23 protein-coding genes are annotated in these 24,427 nt (G+C 66.0%); 10 read left to right on the plus strand and 13 right to left on the minus strand.

Going from position 1 to position 24,427, the window contains the following annotated elements; translation table 11 throughout:
• Positions 1-9: 9 nt before the first annotated feature.
• The gene (locus tag ACQR1E_RS15390; protein ID WP_315717279.1) at positions 10-426 is read right to left on the minus strand and encodes a 4-oxalocrotonate tautomerase; all 417 of its coding nucleotides are present in this window, start codon (positions 424-426) and stop codon (positions 10-12) included.
• Between the two features lie 133 nt (positions 427-559).
• Between ACQR1E_RS15390 and ACQR1E_RS15395 the strand changes: the two genes are divergently transcribed.
• The 3 genes from ACQR1E_RS15395 (at position 560) to ACQR1E_RS15405 (ending at position 2,370) form a co-directional block, all read left to right on the plus strand.
• Positions 560-1,132, plus strand: a complete 573-nt coding sequence (locus ACQR1E_RS15395) for a TetR/AcrR family transcriptional regulator (protein ID WP_434897243.1) — start codon at positions 560-562, stop codon at positions 1,130-1,132.
• A gap of 177 nt (positions 1,133-1,309) precedes the next feature.
• Positions 1,310-1,537, plus strand: coding sequence for a hypothetical protein (locus ACQR1E_RS15400; protein WP_315717277.1), 228 nt, complete (start codon positions 1,310-1,312; stop codon positions 1,535-1,537).
• Positions 1,534-2,370 carry a DUF3658 domain-containing protein gene (locus ACQR1E_RS15405; RefSeq protein WP_316175817.1) on the plus strand — a complete coding sequence of 279 codons (837 nt, stop codon included), beginning with the start codon at positions 1,534-1,536 and terminating at the stop codon, positions 2,368-2,370. The genes ACQR1E_RS15400 and ACQR1E_RS15405 overlap by 4 nt, the downstream gene beginning before the upstream one ends.
• A 62-nt stretch (positions 2,371-2,432) precedes the next feature.
• Here ACQR1E_RS15405 and ACQR1E_RS15410 read toward each other — a convergent pair whose 3' ends face one another.
• Positions 2,433-3,857, minus strand: a complete 1,425-nt coding sequence (locus ACQR1E_RS15410) for a tetratricopeptide repeat protein (protein WP_434897244.1) — start codon at positions 3,855-3,857, stop codon at positions 2,433-2,435.
• Positions 3,858-4,872: 1,015 nt separating this feature from the next.
• On the opposite strand from ACQR1E_RS15410, the gene ACQR1E_RS15415 reads away from it, so the two are divergent.
• Together ACQR1E_RS15415 and ACQR1E_RS15420 are read left to right on the plus strand one after the other, a co-directional pair.
• Positions 4,873-7,035, plus strand: a complete 2,163-nt coding sequence (locus ACQR1E_RS15415) for an anthranilate synthase component I (protein ID WP_315717274.1) — start codon at positions 4,873-4,875, stop codon at positions 7,033-7,035.
• Positions 7,036-7,170: 135 nt separating this feature from the next.
• Entirely contained in the window at positions 7,171-7,710 is a 540-nt protein-coding gene (locus ACQR1E_RS15420) for an adenine phosphoribosyltransferase (protein WP_172133418.1), read from the plus strand.
• A 16-nt stretch (positions 7,711-7,726) separates the two neighbouring features.
• Here ACQR1E_RS15420 and ACQR1E_RS15425 read toward each other — a convergent pair whose 3' ends face one another.
• The 9 genes from ACQR1E_RS15425 to ACQR1E_RS15465 all read right to left on the minus strand — a co-directional run bounded on the left by ACQR1E_RS15425 (position 7,727) and on the right by ACQR1E_RS15465 (position 18,046).
• The gene (locus ACQR1E_RS15425) at positions 7,727-8,395 is read right to left on the minus strand and encodes a hypothetical protein (protein ID WP_315717273.1); all 669 of its coding nucleotides are present in this window, start codon (positions 8,393-8,395) and stop codon (positions 7,727-7,729) included.
• A 56-nt stretch (positions 8,396-8,451) separates the two neighbouring features.
• Positions 8,452-9,213 (minus strand): hypothetical protein, encoded by a 762-nt coding sequence (locus ACQR1E_RS15430; protein ID WP_009025709.1) that lies wholly within the window; start codon positions 9,211-9,213, stop codon positions 8,452-8,454.
• A 264-nt stretch (positions 9,214-9,477) separates the two neighbouring features.
• On the minus strand, positions 9,478-10,677 hold the full coding sequence (locus tag ACQR1E_RS15435; protein ID WP_434897245.1) for a M48 family metalloprotease: 1,200 nt from the start codon (positions 10,675-10,677) through the stop codon (positions 9,478-9,480).
• Between the two features lie 33 nt (positions 10,678-10,710).
• Complete coding sequence (locus tag ACQR1E_RS15440; RefSeq protein WP_315717271.1) at positions 10,711-11,268, minus strand: LemA family protein; 558 nt, start codon at positions 11,266-11,268, stop codon at positions 10,711-10,713.
• A gap of 189 nt (positions 11,269-11,457) precedes the next feature.
• Positions 11,458-11,886, minus strand: coding sequence for a COG4315 family predicted lipoprotein (locus tag ACQR1E_RS15445; RefSeq protein WP_315750410.1), 429 nt, complete (start codon positions 11,884-11,886; stop codon positions 11,458-11,460).
• 144 nt (positions 11,887-12,030) lie between these two features.
• Positions 12,031-13,020, minus strand: coding sequence for a small ribosomal subunit Rsm22 family protein (locus ACQR1E_RS15450; RefSeq protein WP_315826977.1), 990 nt, complete (start codon positions 13,018-13,020; stop codon positions 12,031-12,033).
• 63 nt (positions 13,021-13,083) lie between these two features.
• Positions 13,084-16,548 carry a chromosome segregation protein SMC gene (smc, locus tag ACQR1E_RS15455; RefSeq protein ID WP_434897246.1) on the minus strand — a complete coding sequence of 1,155 codons (3,465 nt, stop codon included), beginning with the start codon at positions 16,546-16,548 and terminating at the stop codon, positions 13,084-13,086.
• Between the two features lie 243 nt (positions 16,549-16,791).
• Positions 16,792-17,448: a DsbA family protein gene (locus ACQR1E_RS15460; protein WP_315717267.1), complete on the minus strand. Its 657-nt coding sequence runs from the start codon at positions 17,446-17,448 to the stop codon at positions 16,792-16,794.
• Between the two features lie 118 nt (positions 17,449-17,566).
• Complete coding sequence (locus tag ACQR1E_RS15465) at positions 17,567-18,046, minus strand: DUF721 domain-containing protein (RefSeq protein WP_315717265.1); 480 nt, start codon at positions 18,044-18,046, stop codon at positions 17,567-17,569.
• A 125-nt stretch (positions 18,047-18,171) separates the two neighbouring features.
• Here ACQR1E_RS15465 and mutY point away from each other — a divergent pair, with 125 nt between their 5' ends.
• Together mutY and ACQR1E_RS15475 are read left to right on the plus strand one after the other, a co-directional pair.
• A complete protein-coding gene (mutY, locus tag ACQR1E_RS15470) occupies positions 18,172-19,275 on the plus strand; it encodes an A/G-specific adenine glycosylase (protein ID WP_434844152.1) in 1,104 nt (367 codons plus the stop codon).
• Positions 19,276-19,342: 67 nt separating this feature from the next.
• Positions 19,343-19,765 (plus strand): PaaI family thioesterase, encoded by a 423-nt coding sequence (locus ACQR1E_RS15475; protein WP_316167462.1) that lies wholly within the window; start codon positions 19,343-19,345, stop codon positions 19,763-19,765.
• Positions 19,766-20,145: 380 nt separating this feature from the next.
• Here ACQR1E_RS15475 and ACQR1E_RS15480 read toward each other — a convergent pair whose 3' ends face one another.
• A complete protein-coding gene (locus ACQR1E_RS15480) occupies positions 20,146-20,415 on the minus strand; it encodes a DUF2798 domain-containing protein (RefSeq protein ID WP_315827130.1) in 270 nt (89 codons plus the stop codon).
• Positions 20,416-20,842: 427 nt separating this feature from the next.
• Complete coding sequence (locus ACQR1E_RS15485; protein WP_315750415.1) at positions 20,843-21,775, minus strand: LysR family transcriptional regulator; 933 nt, start codon at positions 21,773-21,775, stop codon at positions 20,843-20,845.
• 96 nt (positions 21,776-21,871) lie between these two features.
• Between ACQR1E_RS15485 and ACQR1E_RS15490 the strand changes: the two genes are divergently transcribed.
• From ACQR1E_RS15490 to ACQR1E_RS15500, 3 genes are all read left to right on the plus strand, one after another.
• A complete protein-coding gene (locus ACQR1E_RS15490; RefSeq protein WP_315750416.1) occupies positions 21,872-22,297 on the plus strand; it encodes a nuclear transport factor 2 family protein in 426 nt (141 codons plus the stop codon).
• Between the two features lie 34 nt (positions 22,298-22,331).
• Positions 22,332-22,757, plus strand: a complete 426-nt coding sequence (locus ACQR1E_RS15495) for a nuclear transport factor 2 family protein (RefSeq protein WP_315750417.1) — start codon at positions 22,332-22,334, stop codon at positions 22,755-22,757.
• Positions 22,758-23,768: 1,011 nt separating this feature from the next.
• Positions 23,769-24,389, plus strand: a complete 621-nt coding sequence (locus ACQR1E_RS15500; RefSeq protein WP_434897247.1) for a glutathione S-transferase family protein — start codon at positions 23,769-23,771, stop codon at positions 24,387-24,389.
• The last annotated feature ends 38 nt before the right edge of the window (positions 24,390-24,427 follow it).

Consider the following 24,427-nt stretch of genomic DNA (forward strand, 5'->3'; position numbering starts at 1 on the left):
TGACCGTGGTCAGCCTGCGGTGATGGCCCCCACGAGCGCGTCGTTGGTCATCGGCCTGCCGTCGAGATTCCAGGTGCCGTCCACGGCGTGGACGCCGTTGGACCAGATCCGGTCCCTGGCAAGCGCCCCGCCGGAGAGGTCATGCAGGATGTCGGTGGCTTCGCCGAAGAACGCCGTCTGGACCTCGTGACTGGCGAGCGCGAATGACGGCGTCTTGGTCTCGATCCAGGCGCCATCGACCGGCGTGCCGCCGGCGAAGGTATGGCCCTTCGGCAGGATGTTCAGATGGGCCGTGACGTTCGCCCCCATGATCCTGTTGCCCGCCAGACCATGGTGTCTCAGGAACGATTCCGTGATCCGCGCAACGGCGATCGGCGCCTGGTCGGCAGCGATGACGCCTTCGGTGAGTGTGAGACTGATCGGCATGACTCCTCCTGTGCTCGCCCTAGGGCGGTTGTCCCGGGGAACGGCGGTCATTATATAACGACCGTGATCCACCAATAAAATAACGATCGTTATCAGTCAAGCATGAAATAACGATCGCTATGGAAGGCGCCAGATGCGGTACCACGCCGAGCATAAGCAGGAAGCAAAGACGAAGTTGTTGGAGGCCGCGGGGCGCGGCTTTCGCCGGCTTGGCTATGGCGGCATCGGCGTCGACGGCCTCGCCAAGGAAGCCGGGGTCACGTCCGGCGCGTTCTACGGTCACTTCAAGTCGAAGGACGCCGCGTTCGAAGCCGCCGCGTTGGCCGGGCTGGACGATCTCAGGACGGGCACTGCGAGTCTTCAGCAGCAGATGGGAGCGCGCTGGGCGGAGGCGTTCATCGCATTCTATCTCGGAGAACGTCTCCATTGCATCCTGGACTCGAGCTGCGGACTGCAGAGCCTGACGCCGGACGTGACGCGCGCCAGCGAGGAAACGAAGGCCGCCTATGGCACCGCGCTCGAAAGGGTCGCGCAGCAGATCGCAAAGGGGTTGCAGGGGAGCACCGATGAAGCTCGGCTGCAAAAGGCCTGGTCGCTGATGGCGATCCTCTCGGGAGGGGTGACGATGGCGCGCAGCGTCGGCTCACGCGAAGCCCGCGATGCCATCGCCGCCCACCTCAAACAAGCCGCGCTGGCGCTGCTGTAGAGCCGCTGCCGCGCGAGCGCTCGGCTTCGCAAGTTGTGAGGTGCCGCTCGCCCCAACGCCAGTGAGCTCCCCTGTCCGCAAGGGGGAGGGGAGCGCACCGCCAGTTTGGCGGCATGTCGAATCCAACGACGTTTCGATATCTGCTAGCATGGCCTATCAGATGATCTTGGATCCCGCATGAGCACCGAGCCGATCACGTTCGTCGACAAGTCGTCCGGCGACGACGCATGCGTGCTGGTTCGCGTCGTCGGCGATAGCATCGGGTTGGCGCTGTCGTTGAGGACGGACGGCGACATCGAGGTCTTCATGGCGGCCGAAGAGCTCGATCGAGTCATCGGTGCGCTTCAGCAAGCTCGCGCGGCGATGGGGCGCGAGGGAAGCGTCATCGTGACTCGCCCCACGTGAACGCACGTCTGGCAAGGGAGATAACAATTCCCCACGCGATCCTTCATGTCGTCTTCAACATGTCCGCTGCAGGCACGTTGCGCGCTGCGCTCCAGCAGGCTGGGCGCAGCGACCGCGTGATTGGCTTTGCCGACAGCCTGAGCTTTGGTCCGATCAATCCACCCGACCCGGAGCTGCGAACCGCCTGGATGGACCAGGAATTGCAAGTGTCAGGCTGGGAAGAGGTGGGCGGCCAGGCAACATCGTTCTGGGACGAGGCACTCTCGAGCAACAACCGACGGATCGCCTGGTTCACGCGGCGATCGACCCAGGAATATGCCGGCTTCCTCGAACTCCTGTGGCGGCTCGGCGATGAGCCGATCGAGATCGTCGATCTCACCGACACAGTCGTGCGGGCAGGGGAGACTGGGCCGAAGGCGCCACGGCTGGCCGTCAGCCTGGGTTTAGTGTCGCCGGAGACAATTCGCGACAATGCACTGTGGGATCTGCGGACCGTTCTGTCGCCGAGTCGGCGTGATGCCTGCCGAGAACGTTGGGCGCGCCTCAAAGCGGAGAACGCGCCGTTGCGCGTCATTCGCGACGGCGAATTGCTGTCAGCGCCGATCTCGTTCTTCGATTCGGTGCTGCTGTCATTTGCCACGGCCGACTGGCAGAAGACGGCGAGCATTATCGGGGAGGCGCTTTGCGAAACCGGGACGATTGTGCTGCAGACGGGCGATATCGAGTTGTTCGCGCGCGCCCGTGCGCTCGTAGCAGCAGGTCGCCTCGAGTCTCGTGGCGACCTGTTCGATATGCATCGCAGTGAGTTGCGGTTAGCGGGCGGCTGCGCATGACGCGTCAGGAATAGCCGGGTTGGCCGGACCCAGCGCCGCGTCCGCATCAGCCGCGGACCCGTCTAACGTTCCGGGGCCGGCATTGCAGCCCCGCGGCTCTTCTTCAGTTCGCGAACCTCATCCCGGTTGCCTTGGGCCTCGGAGAAATCCGGCGCCAGGGCGATGGCCGCGTCGAAGTCGGCGATCGCGCGATCGTAGTCTGCCTTCTCCTTGTAGGCGAGGCCGCGATTGTTGTAGGCATCGGCATAGCTCGGATCGAGCCTGATGGCCTGATCGAAGTCGACGATGGCCCGGTCGTGATTCCCTTTGTCGTCGTAGGCGATACCGCGACGGTTGAAGGCCTCTGCAAGCTTGCCATTAAGCCTCAGAGCCTCGTCAAAATCGGCGATGGCGCGGTCATGATCGCCTTTCTTGTCGTAGGCCGCGCCGCGGTTCATGTATGCTTTCGCGTGTTGCGGCTCGAGCTTGATCGCCACGCCGAAATCTATGATGGCACGGTCGTGATCGCCCTTATCGTCATATGCTATGCCGCGATTGACATGGGCAAGAACGTGACCCGGATCGCGCCTGATCGTTTCGTCGAAATCGGCGATGGCGTGATCGATGTCACCTGTTTCGAAATACGCGATCCCTCGGTTGAAATGGGCGTTAAGGGCTTTCGCGGGCGTCAGGCCGAATTTGATTGCAGCGCTGTAGTCGGCGATGGCGCGGTCGAACTGCTTCTTGTGTTTATGCACGGCGGCGCGAAGGGTGTATGCGGTGGCGTCAGTCGGGTCGCGTCGGATCGCCTCGTCTATATCTGCGAGACCGCGATCGAAGTCGTTCCTCAGAACATGGACTGCGCCGCGATCAACGTAGGGCTTGGCTTGCTCGGGGTCCAGCGCCAACGTTCGATTGAAGTCCGTGAGCGCCCGATCATAATTTTCTTTCGAGAAGTAGGCCAAGCCGCGATTGTAGTAGTAGAGCGGCTTCTTCGAATCGAGCTTGATCGCCTCGTCATAATCTGCAATCGCCCGATCGTAGTCGCCTTTGCCTGCGTAGGCGAACCCACGATTGTTGCGGGCCGCCGGGTAGGAGGGATCGAGCCTGATCGCTTCGGTGAAATCGGCTATGGCGCGGTCGTACTCCTGTTTCTCATAGTACGCATTGCCACGATTGAAATAGCCGTGGATCTGATCTTGTCCGGACCATCGATCGGACTGCAATGCGAAGGTGCAGCTCTCGATCCGCTGGTCGGCCGGGAAACGGCGGTCCAGGCACCAGGCCAGTGGCGGCTCGCCCTGCGCAACAACGTCGGGCGCCGTCGCCGCGGCAAAGAGGAGCATGGCGGGCAAGGCCAGGGGATGGCGTCGCAAAGGACGAATGCCTTCAGCAAGGGAGACGATGCAGCATAGACCGGGCACTGCATGCCCGGCAATTCGGATATTCGCTCTGCCGATGATCTCCGTGCCGGGCTGGTCGATCATGCGCCGCCCCGCGAAATTCATCAGCCGCCTCAAGCTGATTTGCCCTGTCCAGTCCTTCGCCAAAAAACATTCTTGTTTCTATTTTTCGGAATTCGTGCTCTGATATCTCCGTCCCACCCCGGCACGAGGGGCGTATCGCGATCGTCACGACACGCGGGGTGGAGATGCGGTGGGCGTGTCACGTCGCAGCATGGCAGACGTCGTGCGGACGAACGGCGGGCGCGCACGGTGAAGTCGCATGGTCCTGGCCTCCCGACGCTGAGGCCGCGCCGGTGGTGATGATGATCCGCCGGTCACGGGGGCAAGGCAGCCCGGTCCCCGGGGAGAGTGCGTATAAGCCGTCAGACCATCGCGCAGGGAAGGCCGGTCGTCCGGCTGACCTGTGGTGACTGCCGCCTGCTTTTTTTGCTGCAGGCGGGCCACGGGCATCAGCCGATGCCCGGCCTTTCCTGCGCCCTCGACTTGGAGGGCGGAATTGATGATCATCACTCGGGCATCATGTGTCGCGAGAATGCTGCTGCATATTCCTTTGTCATTCTCGTCGGCGCCAGTGCCTTCGGCTCGCCGGTGCGTATTATTGCGCCCTCGCCCCTTACGGGAGAGGGCATGTAGGACAGAGCGGCATGCTCGGTTGGGTGAGGGGTATGCCTCTGCAAGCGCCGCTGCGGAGAGAGACCCCTCACCCAACCGCGTTAGCGGATGGGCCGCACATGCCCTCTCCCACAAGGGGACCCACAAGGGGCGAGGGCGCTGTATCGGGCAGCCGGCCCGCGGCGCCTCTGTTGATCGGCTGAGGCATCACACCCCCATTTGTGGCCCCGCCGCCCTTGACCCCGGCTGCCCGCCGTGGTCAGTTCCGCCCCATGAGCACCCTTGTCCGCCCAGCCCGTCTCTGGTGGCGCACCTTGTAAAAGGTGGCCGGTGCGATTTGTTTGACATGAGATCGCAGAGGGGCCGCCACGCAGCGGCGGCTTCCGGTTGGTCCTGTGTGGCGTTTCCTCGGCAAATTCCGTAAGAGGACGCCCAAGAGGACCCCATGAACAGGACCGTTTTCGCCCTTCCGGCCCGCAGCGACTACCGCACCTCCAGCGGGCTCGCGATCACGCGCGCCGTCGAGCAGTTTTCCGGTGGCGCCAGCCGGCTCGATGACCTGATCAACCTGCTCGACCGCCGCCGTGGCGTGGTGCTGTCCTCGGGCACGACCGTGCCCGGCCGCTACGAGAGTTTCGACCTCGGCTTCGCCGATCCGCCGCTGGTGCTGGAGACCAAGGGCACTGACTTCACCCTGCAGGCGCTGAACCGCCGCGGCGAGGTGCTGATCGCGTTCCTGAAGGACACGCTGCGCGAGCCCTGTGTGGTCATCACCGAAGCTTCGCCGGCGCGGCTCGCTGGACACATCGTCCGCGGCCCGGCCCCGGTCGAGGAGGACCAGCGCACGCGGCGCGCCAGCGTGATGTCGCTGGTGCGGGCGATGATCGCGGCGCTCTCGGCCAATGACGACCCGCTGCTCGGCCTGTTCGGCGCCTTCGCCTACGACCTCGTGTTCCAGATCGAGGACCTCCAGCAGAAGCGGCCGCGCGAGAAGGACCAGCGCGACATCGTGCTCTACGTGCCGGATCGCCTCTTGGCCTACGACCGCGCCACCGGCCGCGGCGTCGTGCTGTCTTATGATTTTTCCTGGAACGGACAGTCGACGGAAGGCCTGTCGCGCGACACCGACGCCAGCATCTATCTCAAGGAGCCGCGCCAGGGGTTTGCCGATCACGCGCCCGGCGAGTACCAGGCGACGGTCGAGAAGGCCCGCGCCGCGTTTGCCCGCGGCGACCTGTTCGAGGCGGTGCCCGGCCAACTCTTTGCCGAGCCGTGCGAGCGCTCGCCGGCGGAAGTGTTCCAGCGGCTCTGCCGGATCAATCCGTCGCCCTATGGCGCGCTGATGAATCTCGGCGACGGCGAGTTCCTGGTCTCGGCCTCACCCGAGATGTTCGTCCGCTCCGACGGCCGTCGCGTCGAGACCTGTCCGATCTCCGGCACCATCGCCCGCGGCCGCGACGCCATCGGCGATGCCGAGCAGATCCGCCAGCTCCTGAACTCGGAGAAGGACGAGTTCGAGCTCAACATGTGCACCGACGTCGACCGCAACGACAAGGCGCGCATCTGCGTGCCCGGCACCATCAAGGTGCTGGCGCGCCGGCAGATCGAGACCTACTCGAAACTGTTCCACACGGTGGATCACGTCGAGGGCATGCTGCGGCCGGGCTTCGACGCGCTCGATGCCTTCCTGACCCACGCCTGGGCCGTGACCGTGACCGGCGCGCCAAAACTGTGGGCGATGCAGTTCGTCGAGGACAATGAGCGCTCGCCGCGGCGCTGGTATGCCGGCGCCATCGGCGCGGTGAATTTCGACGGCTCGATCAACACCGGCCTGACGATCCGCACCATCCGCATGAAGGACGGGCTCGCCGAGGTCCGTGTCGGCGCCACCTGTTTGTTCGATTCCGATCCCGCAGCCGAGGATCGTGAGTGCCAGGTCAAGGCGGCGGCGCTGTTCCAGGCGCTGCGCGGCGATCCGCCGAAGCCGCTGTCGTCGACCGCGCCGGATGCCACCGGCTCCGGCAAGAACGTGCTGCTGATCGATCACGACGACAGCTTCGTTCACATGCTGGCCGACTATTTCCGCCAGGTCGGCGCCAACGTCACCGTGGTGCGTTATGTCCACGCGCTGAAGATGCTCGCCGAACGAAGCTGGGATCTGATCGTGCTGTCGCCGGGGCCAGGCCGCCCCGAGGACTTCAAGATCTCGACGACGATCGACGCTGCGCTCGCGAAGAAGCTGCCGATCTTCGGCGTGTGCCTCGGCGTGCAGGCGATGGGCGAGTATTTCGGCGGCCAGCTCGGCCAGCTTGCCCAGCCGGCGCATGGAAGGCCCTCGCGGGTCCAGGTGCGCGGCGGCCGCCTGATGCAGGGCCTGCCGAACGAGATCGTCATCGGCCGCTATCATTCGCTGTTCGTCGAGCGCGACAGCATGCCGGAGGTGCTGACCGTCACGGCGGCAACCGAGGACGGCGTGGCGATGGCGATCGAGCACAAGACGCTGCCGGTCGGCGGCGTGCAGTTCCATCCGGAATCGCTGATGTCACTCGGCGATGCCGTGGGTTTGAGGATCGTGGAGAATGCGTTCCGGCTCAATCAGCCGGGGTGAGAGGTGGTTGCCGTCATCGCGAGGAGCGTGAGCGACGAAGCGATCCAGAGTTGTTTTCGCGGCCCTGGATTGCTTCGCTTCGCTCGCAATGATGAATTCCTCGCAGTCACGGCCAAACGAGGCAATGAGAGCACGATGACGTTCGATCTGGACATCAAGAACACCGTCCGCACCATTCCGGACTATCCGAAGCCGGGCATCCTGTTCCGGGACATTACGACCCTGCTGGCGGACGCGCGCGCGTTCCGCCGCGCGGTCGACGAATTGGTGCATCCCTGGGCCGGCTCCAAGATCGACAAGGTCGCGGGCATCGAGGCCCGCGGCTTCATCCTCGGAGGCGCAGTGGCGCATCAGGTGTCGGCCGGGTTCGTGCCGATCCGCAAGAAAGGCAAGCTGCCGCACAAGACGGTCAGCATGTCCTATGCGCTGGAGTACGGCACCGACGAGATGGAGATGCATGTCGACGCGGTGCAGCCCGGCGAGCGCGTGATCCTGGTCGACGACCTCATCGCCACCGGCGGCACGGCCGAGGGCGCGGTGAAGCTGTTGCGCCAGATCGGCGCGACCGTGGTGGCGGCCTGCTTCATCATCGACCTGCCGGATCTCGGCGGCGCCGCCAAGCTGCGCGCGCTCGACGTGCCCGTGCGCACGCTGATCTCCTTCGAAGGGCACTGAGAAGCGCGCGGCGGCGTCAGGACCGCTGCATCAGAAGCTCGTTCTCGATCTCGCGCAGCGCATAGTAGTTGCGCCGGATCCATTGATAGAGCTCGGTGGAGGGGTCCTTCTCCTGGCGCAGGTAGCCGGTGAAGGAGAACGAAAAACGTTCGATATAGGTTCTGAGGAACGCGGGCAGGGCGGCAATGTGCAGATGCTTGCTGCGGCTGTAGAGGTCGGGGAGCTCCTCGCGAAGGACGTGGTCGTTTTCGACCACGATCAGCTGGGGCTTCGGGATCTGGCGCCGCAGGGCATCGTAGGCGCGCATCGAGACCCGGTCGCCTTCGGCGCAGAACAGAATGATCGGGACCACGTTCCGCCGCGCGGCCTCCTTCAAAAAGCCGATCTGTTCGGACATCTTGAAGAACTCGTCGAACGAGTAGTAGCCGAGGTCGATCACCTTGGGGATGCCGTCGTTGAGGATCACCCGGTCCATCAGCTGGATCTTGCCGTAGGTGTCCTCGATCGTCGCGGTCTCCGTGATCTGCGGCAGGAAGTCGAGCAGCGACGGCTCGCGCAAGGTGACGTCGAAGGCGAGCACTTGGCCGTTCTTCAGCAGTAGGAACTCGCTCAGCACCCGCGCAAGCAGCGTCTTCCCGGATTGCGGCCGGGGCGAGCAGACGATGTAGACAGGCGTCGCGGGCATCCGACCTATATCAGGTCAAATGCGGTTGCGATAAAGTCCCATCCTTCACGGAGCTGCTATTTTTCCCCGGCCGGCCGCGGCGCCGCCGCCTTGGTCGAGCCGACGATGTCGGTCAGCTTGATGCGGTCGTACTCGCTCCAGACGTTGGCGAGCCAATGCCGGACATAGCCGCGCAGCACGAAGGAGTAGTTGGCGGCCTCGTCGCGGGGACCCTTGTTGGCGACGAATTTGAGGAACGGCACCGAGGCGACCTCGACCTGCTCGAACGCCATTTCGTTGAGCTTCGGGATGGTCAGCTCGGTCGCGTCCTTGATGCGGTGGAAGTAGGAATTGTAGGTCGACTGGTCCCACTCGAAGAAGCTGGTGTTGTTGATGAAGTTCTTCACCAGGAAATATTTCGCGCCGATCATGTAGCTCGCCGTCTCGGCGATCTCGTCGAGCGAGGCGATCGACGAGCCCAGGATGTGGAACACCGCGAAGGTGATCTGGCCGGAGCGGGCGGCGTCGAGGAATCCGATGTCGCGCAGCGCGGCGAGCGTCGGCGACATCAGGCCGGCGCGGACGTCGATCACGGTCACCGACGGCGCCACCGCGCTCAGGGTGTCGAAGATCTTCATCTGGTCCGGCGTCGAATTCATGTCGACGATCTCGGTGATCTCCGGGTGGAAGCGCTTCAAGGTGCCGCGCGGATGCTCGGTGTCGAACGCCCGGGTGGGGACGTTGTTGGCGCTGAAATAATCGAGCAACGTCCGCGACACCGTGGTCTTGCCGACCCCGCCCTTGTCCGCACCCACCACAACCACTGCCGGTTTCGCCATGGAAAGTCCTTCAGCCCTGAGGCCGGCCAGGGGGCCGGCGCATTGCATTCTGCTTTGGGCGCGAACATGGCAGAAACGCTGGAGAATTCAAATTCATTGCAGCACGGGACCGGGGAAATTTGCGCCTTCGCCGCAACAGGCTGGAGCAATCGGAGGCATTCCGGCCCGGGCGTTCGAGCCGGCGAGGAAGCACTTGCAAGCGAATGGCAGGACAATTGCCCGTCGCACGGGATTGGCGGCTGAATTCCGCGGCGAAGGCGGCGACTAGTGCCGGCCCCAGGGACCGGTCGCGGGGGTGGTCCACGGTCCCTGGGGAGCGGCTTGACCCTGGCCAGATGGCGGGGCCGGGCCATCGGCCTGGCCCCAGGGACCACCGGACGGCAACGGTGGCGGAGCGTCGCCGTCTGGAGCATCGGCTCCGGTATCGTCGGGCTGTGCCTCGTCCGTGGGCAGCGCCAGCGGGCCCGGATCATGGCCGCCGGCGAACCTGATCAGCGCCTGGACCCGGGCATCGATCGAGGGATGGGTGGCGAACAGGTCGGCAAAGCCCTCGCGCGGATTGTCGACGCACAATTCCATGACGGCGGAGGTGGCGCCGGGCAGTTCGCCGCGCCCTTCGATCTTGCGCAGGGCGGTGATCATGGCGTCCGGATTCTTGGTCAGCTCGACCGACCCGGCATCGGCAAGGTATTCACGGGTGCGCGACAGGGCCAGCTTGACCACCTGGGACAGCAGCCAGGCCACCACGATCAGCACCACCGCGATGATCACGACGATGATGGCCCCGCCGCCGGAGCCCTTGCGGTCGGAGTCGGACGAGGAGGACGACGACGACGAGCGACCCCAGCCGCCGCCCCAGCTCATGTTGGTGAACAGGCGGAAGAACAGTTCACCGAAGAAGCCGACCACGCCGGCGATGATGACGGCCACGACCATCAGCTGGACGTCGCCGTTGCGGATATGGGTCAGCTCGTGGCCGAGCACCGCCTCGATCTCCTGGTCATCGAGCGCGTCGAGCAGGCCGGTCGTGACGGTGACCGCGTATTGCCGCGGGTTCAGGCCGGTCGCGAAGGCGTTCAGCGCCGGGCTGTCCATGATCTTCAGCTGCGGCATGGTGATGCCGCGCGAGATGCAGAGATTTTCGAGCAGATTGTAAAGCCGCGGCTGCTCCTGACGCGTCACCGCGGTCCCGCCGGTGACCGCGTCGATCATCTTCTGATGGAAGAAATAGGCGATCACGATCCAGGCCGCCGCGCCCAGCGTGGCCCAGGGCAGCGCCCTGATCAGGTCGCGGGTGGCCGCGTTCATGTAATAGGCGACACTGCCATTGCCGTTGATCATGACCTCCGCGACCAGCGCGCCGGCGAACACCAGCACGTAGATCAGCAGGAACAGGCCGCCGAGCAGCAGCACCGAACGAGTCTTGTTCGATGCGATGTGGGTGTAGAGACCGTAGGCGGCCATGGCGTCGGACCCTTCAGCGCGGAGGGCGCGGGATCAGAACTTGACGCTCGGCGCGGCCTCGACTTCGGTCCGGCTGGCGCCGAGATCGAAGAACTCCTTGCGTGTGAAGCCGAAGGTCCCGGCGAACAGTGCGGCGGGCATCTGCTGGATGCCGGTATTATACTCTTGGACCGCGTTGTTGAAGAAGCGGCGGCTGGCGGCGATCTTGTTCTCGATGTCGGAGAGCTCGCCGGCGAGCTGCTGGAAGTTGGCGTTGGCCTTGAGGTCCGGATAGGCCTCGGACAGCGCGATCAGGCGACCGAGTGCGCCGGAAAGTTGGCCTTCGGCGGCCGAGACCTGGGCCGGGCCCTGCGCCGACATCGCCGCATTGCGAGCCTTGATGACCTCGTCGAGGGTGCCGCGCTCATGCGCAGCGTAGCCCTTCACGGTCTCGACCAGATTCGGAATCAGGTCGTGGCGCAACTTGAGCTGGACGTCGATGTCGGCAAAGGCCTGGCCGACCCGCTGGCTGAGGGCGACCAGCCGGTTGTAGGCGCCAAGGGCGAACAGCACGAGAATGACGATGATGCCGAGGACGATCCAGCCGGACATGACGGGCTCCGAGGGAGAGGGCGGGAGAACGAGGCGGCCGACACGCGACGGCGCCGCCGGTCCGCAGGTGGACCGGCGTGCATTGGTCGCATCAGGGGGGATGCCCGTTCAAGTCGCTTGAGCCTGGCCGGTCCGTTCGATGGGCGCCCAGGCGACCGAATTGGCGTCGGAGGCAACGATGCGCAGGGCTCAATAGGGACGGGCGACCCGCCATTGCTGCGTGGGGTCGTTGCCCTTGATATCGCCGGGGACGCTGTCGAGCTGCGAGGTGTAGAGCGGCCGGTAGCGGTAGGCCCACATCTTCTTGCCGTCGCTGCGGGTGATGACGGTGAAGTCGCCGCTGGCGGTTGCGTTGTCGGGGGCGATCAGCGGCGGCCGCTTCTCGGCACAGGCACCGTCGCAGGTCGACTTGTTCCCGGTGTTGTCGCGTTCGGTATAGTAGAGTGTCATTCCTTTTGGGTCGACCAGGACGGGACCGTTCTTGCCGACGATGGCCTTGGCCGGCGGGCCCTCCTGTTTCGGTGGGGGCGGTGCCGAGGATCCACCACCGTGGCCGTTTGCCAGGGCCGTTCCTGCCGAAGCCAGCAGCGCGGCGGTGATCATCATCGTCCTGAACATCGAAACGCGTTCCCGTGTGAGCAGCGCATCCAGCGCCTGTTGCAGCTCACCGTAGCAAGCAGCGATTTCTCTCGGGTTTCGCGAAATCGCGAAAATGAGAGACAAACACGACCTGTCGTTAACCATCTGCGGCCGCGACGGTATCTACGGCCGTGACGGCGGCTCCACGCCGTCGCCCCAGTCCCACCGGCGGGCGGCGGCAAAGGCGGGCTTGTCGCGGCGGGGAACGCTGATGACGCCGGCGGCGCCGTCCGCCTGACACAGCTTCGCGGTTGTCGCGACCTTGGTGACCGACGGCGGCGCGAGCACGCGTGCGGCGGGCCGATGCGTTGCTGGCTTGCGGGTGAGGGCAACGAAGCTGAACTTCTCGTCCTCGAACGGGACGTCAGCCCCTTTCAGTTCGCGATGTGCCCGCGACCGCGCCAGCCGCTGCGCGAAGTGGCACCAGTCCGGTGCCACGAGGGGACACGGCGCTGCGTGCGGGCAGGGCGCCGCGACATGAGCCCCGGCTGCGATCAGGCGGTCACGGGCCGCCATGATGCGTTGATAGCCGGCGGGCGTGCCGGGTTCGACGATCAGCAGCGTATCGCCGGTCCGGGCCCACAGCGCATCGACGGTCGCAGAGCGTTCGGCCTCCGTCAGCTCGCCGATCATGTAGCTGGCGATGACGAGATCGGCCCTTCCGGCACGATCGAGCAGCGCTCGCGCCGGTCCCAGCGCATAAGAGAGGTCGCGGAGGCGCATCGTGTCGTCAGCGAGCGTCAGCGCCAGCCCGCGCAACGCTGGATTGGAATCGACGGCGTTGAACGAGGTCAGCAGCGGAAACGCTTCCGCCGCAGCGAAGCTCGCGGTCGCTGGTCCGGCACCGACATCCAGCAGCGAGGCCGGAGCGAAGTCCGGGCTCGCCTGCATCACGGCATTGAGGCTGGCAACGACCGCCGCGTAGGTCGCCGGCATTCGCACCGTGGCATAGGCAATGGCGTCGGCGTCGCTCGTGATCGTTCCGGAATTGCCGCCGCTGCGGTAGGCGGCCGAGATGCGGGCCGCCCGGGCGGCTGCATCCTGCCGCGACTGCCCGTGCAGCATGGCTTCGAGGGACGCCTTCAGCGCGGCGGGCAGATCAGGAGAGATCATCGGTCCTCTCCACGCGTCAGTCCGGCCGCCGCGCGGGCGGCGATCCGGAATGACGCAGCAAGATCACGCCACCTGCTGGTCGAGAATCTTCACGGCCTCGTCGAGCGCGACCGAGACGAGCTGCGACACGCCGCGCTCGGCCATGGTGACGCCGAACAGCCGGTTCATGCGCGCCATGGTGATCGGGTTGTGGGTGATGATGATGAAACGGGTCTCGGTCGAGCCCTTCATCTCGTGCAGCAGGTTGCAGAAGCGTTCGACGTTGTGGTCGTCGAGCGGCGCGTCGACCTCGTCCAGCACGCAGATCGGCGAGGGGTTGGTGAGGAACACCGCGAAGATCAGCGCCATCGCCGTCAGCGCCTGCTCGCCGCCCGACAGCAGCGACAGCGTCTGCGGCTTCTTGCCCGGCGGCTTGGCGATGATCTCGAGGCCCGCCTCGAGCGGATCGTCGCTCTCGATCAGGTGCAGCGCCGCTTCGCCGCCGCCGAACAGCTCGGTGAACAGCCGCTTGAAGTGGTCGTTGACGGTCTCGAACGAGGATTGCAGGCGCTCGCGCGCCTCCTTGTTGAGGCTCTGGATGCCCTGGCGCAGCCGCTTGATGGCCTCGACGAGGTCGTCGCGCTCGGTGGTCAGCGCGGTATGCGAGCCCTCGACCTCGGTGAGTTCTTCCTCGGCGCGCAGGTTGACGGCGCCGAGCCGCTCGCGGTCGCGGCGCAGCTTCTCCAAGGTTTCTTCGATCTCGTGCAGCGGCGGCAGTTGCGTGTCCGGACCGATCTCGGCCATCGCCGCGACCGCCTGCGGCTCGCATTCGAGCATGTCGTGGATCTCGCGCTCGACGTCGCCGACGCGGCGCTTGGCGCTCTCCAGCCGCTCCTCGGCGCGGGCGGCTGCTTCGCGCGACTTGGACAGCGCTTCCAGCGACGCTTTCGCAGCGCGGTCGGTGTCGCCCATCGCAGTCTCGGCCTCGGCGAGCGCGTCGGCCGCGACCTGGCGCTCCTCCTCGGCGATGGCGAGCTCGTCGATCAGCGCGCTGCGCTTCTCGGCGAAGATCTCCGGCGCGTTGTCGAGCTCGGCGCGCTCGTCCCTCACCTCGGCGATGCGCGCCTCGATGGTGGCGATCTGCGAGCCGGCGCCGCGGATGCGGTTGAACCAGTCGTTGCGCTCGTTGATGATCGCCTGCACGCGGCGGTCGGCGAGCTCGGCCTCGCGGGCCAGCGCCTGGGCCTCGGCGCGCACCTGGGCCGCGGCGCGGCGCTTGGCCTCGATCTCGGCGCGCACGGCCGCCAGCCGGCCATCGGCTTCGGTGGTCGCCGGCAGCTCCTCGATCGCCTCCAGCGCATTCTGGTGCAGCTCGGCGATCTCGGCGCGGTCATGGGCGAGGCGGGTCGAGGCCTCGACCAGCGCCGATTTGCGCGCCGAATGGCGATTGATCTCGCGCTCGGCATTGGCGTGGCGCTCGCGCGCCGAGTTCACCTCGCGCTGCGCGGCGCGCCAGGCTTCGCGCGCGGCGCTCTCGGCGGCGGTCGCGGCCCTCACCTCGGCCTCGGCGCTCTCCAGCGCCTGGCGCTTGTTGGCGGCATCGATGCGCGCCTGCTCGAGCTCGGCCTCGATATCGATCAGGCGGGCACGCTCGGCCAAGCGCCGGGCCGCGCCGGTCGGCGCATGCGCCGCGGCGATGAAGCCATCCCAGCGCCAGACGTCGCCTTCCGGCGACACCAGCCGCTGGCCGGTCCTGAGTTGAGAAACGAGTTGAGCACCGCGGTCGCGCGACACCACGCCGATCTGGGCCAGGCGGCGCGACAGCTCCGGCGGCGCCTGCACATAGGCCGCGAGCGGCTCGACGCCATCGGGCAGCGCGGGGTCGGTGACCTCGGCGCCGGCGACCGTCCAGTGCATCGGCGCAGACGCATCGACCGGCGCATCGAGGTCGTCGCCGAGCACGGCGCCGAGCGCCTTCTCATAACCCTTGGCCACGGTGACGCCGTCGATGATCGGCGGCCACAGATTCTTGGTCTCGCTGTTCACCATCTTGGAGATGGTGCGCGCCTCGGTCTCCAGCCGCTGCACCCGCTTCTCGGCCTCGGCGAGCGGGGCGCGCGAGGCTTCGAGCTTCTGCCGCGCATTGGCCTGCGCCGACTCGTTGGTCTGCACCGCGGCCTCGGCCTGCGCCTCGGATTCCTCGGCCGCTTCGAGCGAGGCGGCGAGCGTGTCGAGATCACCGAGATGCGCGGTCTCCTGCGCCAGCCGCTCCTCGTCGGCGCGGACATTGGCGATGTCCTGGTCGAGGCGGGCGAGACGCTCGCGATGGCTGCGGACGTTGGCTTCGAGCTGGTTGCGGCGCGCGGTGAGGTCGGCGAGCTGCGTCGTCAGCTCGGTGAACTGGCGCTCGGTCTCGGCCAGATCAGCCTCTGCCTCGGCGACGCGCTCGTCGACGCCGCTGCGCATCTCGACGCGGGCCTTGATCTCTTCCTTCAGCTCCGCGTCTTCGGTCTCCAGGCGCTGCAGCGCGACCTGCGCGTCCTGGTTCTGCTGCTGCTCGCGCGCGACGTCGGCGGTGAGCTGCATCAGGCGGCGATCGAGCTCGCTAACGCGCTCCTTGGCGCGCACCTCCTCGCGGTCGAGCAGATCGCGGGCATTCTTCAGCCGCTGCATCGTCGCGGCGGCGCGGGCTTCGGCCTCGCGCAGCGCCGGCAGATGCGACGAACGGATCGCCTGGATGCGGGCCGATTCGGCCTGCTCGCGGGTCCGCTCCGCCATCTCGCGCACGGCGACATCGTGCACATGCGCGGCGTCGTTGAGGTCGGCATGCGCGCCCATCCAGCGCAGGTGATAGAGCGTCGCTTCGGCCTTGCGCACCTTGGCGGCGACCTCGCGGTAGCGGATCGCCTGCCGCGCCTGCTTGCGCAGGCCTTCCATCTGGCCGGAGAGCTGGCCGATGACGTCCTCGACGCGCAGCAGATTCGTCTCCGCCGCCTTCAGCCGCAACTCGGCCTCGTGGCGGCGGGCATGCAGGCCGGCGACGCCGGCGGCGTCTTCCAGCACGCGGCGGCGCTGCTCAGGTTTCGCTTGAATGATCTCGCCGATCTTGCCCTGGTGGACCAGCGCCGGCGAGCGTGCGCCGGTGGCGGCGTCGGCGAACAGGATCTGCACGTCGCGGGCGCGCACGTCGCGGCCGTTGATGCGATACACCGAGCCGGCCTCGCGCTCGATGCGGCGCGAGATCTCGAGAATGTCACGGTCGTTCACGGCCGCTGGCGCGGTGCGATCGCTGTTGTCGATCGTCATCACCACTTCGGCGTGGTTGCGCGACGGCCGCGTGTTCGAGCCGGAGAAAATGACAGCGTCCATGTCGGCGGCGCGCAGCGATTTGTGCGAGGTCTCGCCCATCGCCCAGCGCAGCGCCTCGACCAGATTCGACTTGCCGCAACCGTTCGGACCGACGACGCCGGTGAGGCCGGGTTCGATCACGAAGTCAGTCGGTTCGACGAACGTCTTGAAACCGTGAAGACGAAGACGCGTGAGTTTCATGCACAGATTCTCTGTTGGCGGGAGACGAATCTCCCAGCCCCGACAATACCATGGAAGGCAATGTCAATGTGGACTGAGTCGCCCTGGCGCCTCATTCTGAGGGCGGGACAATGGCGAGGGCTGGTCCCCAGGGCAACCCGCCGGGCCTGCTTTTCCAAGGCTTTCTCGTGGCGAACGGCCCACGAAACAGAAGCGGCCCCATTGAGGGGCCGCGCTGTGTCTTTGATGACTCAGTGATTCGAATCAGCTCTTCAGAAGCGGGTTGATCTTCTTCTGAAACTCCTCGATCGAAGCCTCGCCCTTGATCTTCTCGCCGTTGATGAAAAAGGTCGGCGTCGAATCGACTTTAAGAATGTCGCTCGCATATTTCTGGTCGGCGGCGATCTTGTCGAGCAACGCCTGGTCCTTGAGGCAGGCCTCGACCTGCTGCTGGCTGAGACCAGCCTGCTTGCCGATCCGCGTCAGCGTCTCCGTCGTGTTCTTCACCACCCAGTCGTTCTGCGAGCGGAACAGCATGTCGGTGACCGCGAAATACTTCTGCGCGTCGTCCTTGGCGATGCAGCGCGTCAGCATCGAGCCCGCGGCGGCTTTGATGTCGAGCGGGAACTCGCGGAAGATGTAGCGAATCTTGCCGGTATCGATGTATTCGGCCTTAAGCTTCGGGAACACGGTGGCGTTGAACGCCGCGCAGTGCGGGCAGGTCATGGAGGCGTATTCGGTGATGGTCACCGCAGCGTCCGCCGGTCCGATCGCCATGTCGGGCAACGACTGAGGCTTGGCGACATCGGCGGCGCTCTGCGCCATCGCGTCCGAGATCAGCCGCAGCGGGGAGAAGCCGGCCAGAGCGGCGAGGCCGGTCAGCGACAGGGCAGCGGTGAAGGCGCGGCGGGTGATGATCAAGGCTCTGCTCCGAAATGGGCGCATCTCGCGCCTGAAACGCTCGTAACTCGGCTTTTCGCTAGCTTGAAACCCACCCGGAGGCAATGCCGGGCCGCAAATGGGGATCAAAGCGTCAGCGTCAATTTCGCTTGATGGCGGCGCCCAGGCGGGCCAGCGCGTCGCGCAGGGCGTCGTCCTCGATCGCGGTCAGGGTCTGCGCGACCTTCGCGACCGTCTTCGGATCGGGCGGCACCGGGCGGCGCTTCACCGGGGGGCGCAACAGCGGCCCCTGGCGCAGCGCCAGCTTGCCGACCGCGTGCCAGCCGAAGAAGCGGTTGACCCGCTCCAGGATCACGTCCGACGAATGCTGGATCTCCAGCGCCATCGGCCCCTCGACGCGCAAAATCAGCGTCGCCGGCTCCTGCGGCTGGCCCTCGACCGGCCGCGGCCATTGCATCTTCAGCGGCTGGGCGTGCTCGGCGATCTCGCGCCCCGCGATCTCCGGCCAGCGCGTCACCAGCTCGCGCGCGGCAAAGCCCTGCTTGGCATAGGCGGCCGTCAGCACGTCGCCCATCATGAGCGACAGCGGTTTTGCGGTGAGGCGGCCGGGCTTTGCCATCGATGCAGGCTTCTCGTGGTCTGCCGCCCGTCCGAGCCGCCTGGGCTCGAAGAAAGCCGTGGATGCCGCAGACGAGACGGCGGTCCAGCGGGCGACGATGGCTCCTGACGTACTAGATTAAGCCAATGGTGTCATCAGCCCTTCCTTCCAAGCGCAAGAGCCGGCCAGAGAATCGCGGCTCCGCCGAGCGCCCCGCACAACTGCTCGCCTGGTACGACCGCCACCGCCGGCGGCTGCCGTGGCGCGCGCCGGCCGGGCAGCGCTCCGATCCCTATCGCGTCTGGCTGTCGGAGATCATGCTGCAGCAGACCACGGTGAAGGCGGTCGGGCCGTATTTCGAGAAGTTTTTGGCGCGCTGGCCGGATGTCTCGGCGCTCGGCAGCGCCGAGCTCGACGACGTGCTCCGGATGTGGGCCGGCCTCGGCTATTATTCGCGGGCGCGCAACCTGCATGCCTGTGCCGTCACGGTGCTGCGCGAGCATGGCGGCGTGTTCCCGGACACCGAGCAGGGGCTGCGCGCGCTGCCCGGCATCGGTCCGTACACCGCGGCGGCCATTGCCGCGATCGCGTTCGATCGGCTGACCATGCCGGTCGACGGCAACATCGAGCGCGTGGTGTCGCGGCTGTTCGCGGTGGAGGAGGCGATGCCGCAGGCCAAGCCGCAGATCCAGGCGCTGGCAGCGACCCTGCTCGGGCCGTCGCGCGCCGGCGACAGCGCGCAGGCGCTGATGGATCTCGGCGCCACCATCTGCACGCCGAAGAAGCCGGCCTGCGCGCTGTGTCCCTTGAGCGAGGACTGCACCGCACGCGAGCGCGGCGACCAGGAGACGTTCCCGCGCAAGGCCGCCAAGAAGACCGGCACGCTCCGTCGCGGCGCTGCCTTCGTCGTCGTCCGAGGCGACGAGCTGCTGGTGCGCTCGCGCCCCGCAAAGGGCCTGCTCGGCGGCATGACCGAGGTTCCCGGCTCGGAATGGCTCGCCGGCCAGGACGATGCCGACGCGCTCGCGCAAGCGCCGGAGCTGGCCGGCGTGAAACGTTGGCACCGCAGGCTCGGAATCGTCACCCACGTCTTCACGCATTTCCCGCTGGAGCTCGTGGTCTATACCGCGCGGGTCCCGGCGCGGACACGCGCCCCGGAGGGCATGCGCTGGGTCCCGATCGCGACGCTGGACGGCGAGGCGCTGCCCAACGTGATGCGCAAGGTCGTGGCGCATGGGCTGGGGGATTGATCTCGCCGCTGCTGACACGAGGCTGGCAGCAGTGCGGAGCTAGAACGGGCGCATAGAGGAGACGCCCATGGTCGCAACCGCACTCGATACGCTGACCCCGCCACCCTGCGCAAAACTGCTCGGATGGCGGTTGCTGGACGCCAACCCGGCCGACGGGTGGATTAAGATCGGCTTCGACGGCAAGCAGGAGTTCTGCAATCCCGCCGGCTTCATCCAGGGCGGCCTGCTTGCATCGATGTTGGACGACACGATGGGGCCCGCCGTCTTTATCAGGACCGAAGGTCGACTCTACACGACGACGGTGAGCATGACCGTCAACTATCTTGTGCCGGCGCAGCCCGGGCCGATCGTGGGCGAGGCGCGCGTGCTTCAACTCGGCAAGACCATCGCCTTCATCGAGGGACGTCTTACCAACGGCGACGGCGCCCTGATCGCAACCGCGAGCGCAAGTGCGCGGCTGGTGGAGGCGGCTAAGGCGCTCGCCAAATAATGCGACCCTCAAGCTCAGACCACGGGGCGGGCCGGACGTTCCGCTATGTGTTGCTTCTACGAGAACTGTATCCACGCGCTCCGCCGTCGTCCCGGCCTTGAGCCGGGGGCCCATACCCACAGGCAGTGGTTTGATGCACAGGGGTCATTGGCATTTTTCCCATCACGACGGCGGCGGGGCTTGTCCTGGACGACAGCGGTGGACGAGGCGGATTCACGGCTCAACCAGCGGCTTGAACGAGCAACAGAGACCGGGACGCGTCTGCGTTCGCGCGGCACATCATGCCCGAGGCTTGCGATCAGTTCATCCCTTGCGCGGGGGCGGGGCGTAAAACGGGGCCGCAGTTCGGCGGCCCCGCTTGCTCCGATCAATTCGGCTCGTTAATTCGGCTTGGGCGTCTCCACCACCAGCGCCACGATCCGCCGCACCAGCGGCAGGACAGCGAGCAACGTGGGGAACGCGACGAGCCAGGAGATGGCCCACGCTGCGGGCCAGGTCTCGATGAACGCCTGTGTCGGTCCAAGGCTCCTCAGCGTGGCGATCGCCGACACGACGAACGTCATCAGCACTGAGAGTGTCAATGGCATGACGACGGCCGAATAGCGCGCCGGCAGTTTTCTGCGCGCGCGCCGTTCACCAGATGGTTTCATGATGGCAGTTCCGGAATTCGATCGGTCGATCACGGGCAACGCGTCCTGCATTCCTCCGGATCGAGCCGATCCGTTGAATGCGTTGCCTGACGTGAGACGCTTACGGTGCGCATCAGCGCAGCAGGCGTCTGATAGCCTGACAACAAGGCGGACGCCAGCCAAAAAACTGAACGAGCCGGAATTCATGCCGCTGCTGCGCTAGCCGGTTTGGAGGGGAGGGTGGGCAAAGGCGCGCATCACCGTACTCACCATGGACTGCGCTCGATCCCGCGCCGTGCCCACCATCTGACTCGGAGTACGCAGCACCGCGGTGGGCACGCCGCCGCCCTGCCGGGCGGCTGCTTTGCCCACCCTGAGCGACCTCAACTGTATCAACGCATTTTGCTGTTGGCGGCCTGACAGAGCACGACGCGCGGGCGCCGGATGCTCAAGTCGGTTTCGTCGGACGTCCTGGCGCGCCGCCGAGTTCGCGGCCCGTTTCCAGCATCAGCGTGCGCAGCCAGATCGACCCCGGCTCGACCTGCGCCCTGGTCGGATAGAACATGTATTGTTCGTCGATGCCAGGATCGAGCGGCGGCGCGACGGTCGACAGCGACAAGGCCTGCGCCAGCGCCGCGATCAGGCGGCGCGGCACGAAGGCGACGAGATCTGTGCGCGCGGCGACATGCAGCGCCTCGATGTAGCTCGGCACGACCAGCGCGATCCGCCGCTCCCAGCCCTTGCTGCGCAGCCAGCCGTCGATCAGGTCCTCGCTCTGGCCGCGCAGCACCACCGCGACATGCCGGGCGGCCAGGAAGGCGTCTCGCCGGTTCAGTCGCCTGCCGGCCGGGTGACCGCGCCGCACCGCCAGCGCATCGCTGTCGGTGTAGAGCAACTGGCGATGGAAGCCCTTGAAGGCGTTGCCGATCGAGATCACCATGTCGATGGTGCGGGCGAACTCGGCGTGGAAGATCGCAGGGCCTCGCCAAGGCACGACGTCGATGCGGAGGTTGGGCGCGGCGCGCGTCACCTTGGCCATCAACGACGGCATCAGCAGCTCGACCGCGAGATCAGGCATCATCAGGCGAAATTGGCGTTCGCTCCGTGCAGCGTCGAACGCGTCGGGCGTGAACAGGCCGCGCACCTGATCCAGCGCCTGGGCGAGCGGGGCCTGCAGCGCAAGGGCGCGCGGGGTCAGCTCCATCCGCGCGCCGGTGCGGACCAGGAGGGGATCGCCGAGCAAGTCGCGCAGCCGCTGCAGCGCGTGGCTGGTGGCCGGCTGGGACAGTCCGATCCGCAGCGCAGCCCGGCTGACGCTGCTCTCGCGGAGCAGCGCGTCGAGCGCCACCAGCAGATTGAGATCGAGTGCGGCCAAATTCATAGGACGAATTAATATCATATCCGATATCGATTGGAAGAATGCGCCGCCACCCGTCATGCTTCGCCCTGTCGCAGAGGAGATCGGGAGACAGATGTCATGACCGCCAGCGCCAACAAGCGATTGATGCAAGAGCTGCTCACCAAGGCCGCCGCCGGCGACCGCGCGGCCTATGTCGCGGCCATTGCCGACGACGTTACGATGGTGATCACGGGACAATATTCGTGGTCGCAGACGATCAGGGGCAAGGACGCGCTGCTGCGCAATCTCCATGGCCATCTCAACAGCCTGCTGGCGGAGGGACGCCGCACCGTTCCGCTGCGTTTCATGGCGGAGGACGACCTCGTCGTGATCGAGGGCAAGGGCGAGATGCGCACTAGATCCGGGCGCCCTTACAACAACGACTATTGCCTGATCTTTCGGCTGCACGAGGGGCGCATCGTCGAGATCCGCGAATATTGCGACTCGGCGCTGACGGAAGCGGTGCTGGGACCGTTTCCGGCTGCGCTCAAGCAGACCGGTTGATGCGACAATGACCGAATTCAAGGAGAGTTTGCCGATGAGCGCCGTAGAAGCCACGGGTCATGACAACAAGCGGATCGTGCAGCATGTGTTCGACGAGCTGGCGAAGAGCAATGCGCAGCCGCTGCTCGCGCATCTTGCGGATGATTTCCGCTTCGTCATCATGGGCAGCGGATCCTGGTCGCGCAGCTATGACGGCAAGGCGGTCGTTCTCGCCGAGTTGTTCGCGCCGCTGCGGGCGCGGCTCGGCCGCATCACCACCATCCCGATCCGGCTGACGGCCGAGGCTGACCGCGTCGTGGTCGAGGCGCGTGGCCGCAATACGACGAGCGACGGCAAGGTTTACAACAACAGCTATTGCAACGTCCTTCGCCTGGAGAACGGCCGCATCGTAGAATGGATCGAATATTGCGACACGCTGCTGATCGAGACCGCGCTCGGTCCGCCGGCGCCGACGGCATGAGACGATTACGCGACTATCGGCATCGTCGATGATCGCGACAACGCTGTTGTTGGAATGCAGATCAATCCCGCTATACATCATCCTCGCCTCCTCGTGGTCGAAAGTGATTCGATGATTACGAATTCACTTTAGCTCCACGGCCTTCTCGCTTGCGAAGGCTGGCTAGATGATCTTCAGTGCATAAAACTTGCCGTAGCGAGCAGTACCGACGAGACGGATGCGTCCTGCAGGTCGGTGCTGATCGCATTCGGCGTGCAGAATGCGCCGACCGTGGTCGTCATCCCGATCTGTCGTCCGGTTTCGTTCCGAATCGCAGCTTCCGTTTTTCAGAATATTGCTTGACTCCACCCCCAAATCAGGTGTCTTATCCACGCCGTTCCGTCCCGGCAGGAGGGGCGTACGCGTCGTCACGACACGCGGGGCGGGATGCGGTGGCTGCGACGGCGTCGTCAGGACGAGCGACGTCGACCGGCCTCGTGCAGAGCTGCGGCGGCTTGCCGGCGTGGCGCGGGTGCGAGGTCTTTCGCGGACGTTGAAATCGTGTGGTCCTGGCATCCCGATGCTGATGCCAAGCGGGCGGTGATGATGATCCGCCGGTGACGGGGGCAAGACAGCCGGTCCCCGGGGAGATCACGTATAAAACGGAAGCCCATCGCGCAGGGAATGCCGGATGACCGGCTGGACCTGTGGTGACTGCCGCCTGCTTATCTTTCTGCAGGCGGGCCATGGGTTGCGGCCAGCGCCCGGCATTCCCTGCGCCCTCCTCAGTTGCGAGGGTCCTTCTCGGCAACACCTCGGGCGCGGCGCGCCGCGAGAGGGTGAGCTCATGTCCTTCATCGGGATGTCTGTCGTCGCATCGCCATCGATCGGCATGGGTCGTGTCCGGATCCGTGCGGGTCGAGCACGCGGCCCGCAGAATGCAGATCGCCCATGACGGCGCACGCGGGCGGCCAGGGGTGGACGGTCCGGACCGGTGCAGATAGGGTCGGATATCATCTGTCAGGGATCACCATGCTCAAGCTCTATGTCGCGCCGGGCACCTGCGCGCTCGCTTCACACATCGCGCTGGCCGAGACCGGCGCCGACTACGTCGCCGAGAAGCTCAGCTTCAAGACCAACCAGCAGAACAGCCCGGACTATCTCGCGATCAATCCCAAGGGGCGCGTTCCGGCGCTGGTGACGGAGCAGGGCGTTCTGACCGAGACGCCGGCGATGCTCGCCTATATCGCGCAGCGCTTTCCGGAAGCGCGGCTTGCGCCGCTCGACGACGTCTTCGCCTTTGCCGAGGTGCAGTCCTTCAACAGCTATCTCTGCTCGACGGTCCACATCGCCCACGCGCACAAGATGCGGGGCTATCGCTGGGCCACCGAAGAGTCCTCCTTCGCCGACATGAAGAAGAAGGTGCCGGAGACGATGGGCGCCTGCTTCGCGCTGGTCGAGCAGAAGATGCTGCGCGGCCCGTGGGTGATGGGCGAGCAGTACACGATCTGCGATCCCTATCTGTTCACGATCGCGCAATGGCTCGAAGGCGACGGCGTCGACATCAACGCCTTCCCGAAGGTCGCCGACCATTTTGGCCGCATGTCCGGGCGGCCGGCCGTCAAGAAGGCGCTGGCCGAGCTGGCGGGCTGACGGCCATCCTCGAGAGCCATGGCGTCGGAACAGCGCCC

Origin of the sequence: Bradyrhizobium sp. HKCCYLRH1030, from assembly GCF_051168395.1 — a bacterium.
GTDB lineage: Bacteria > Pseudomonadota > Alphaproteobacteria > Rhizobiales > Xanthobacteraceae > Bradyrhizobium.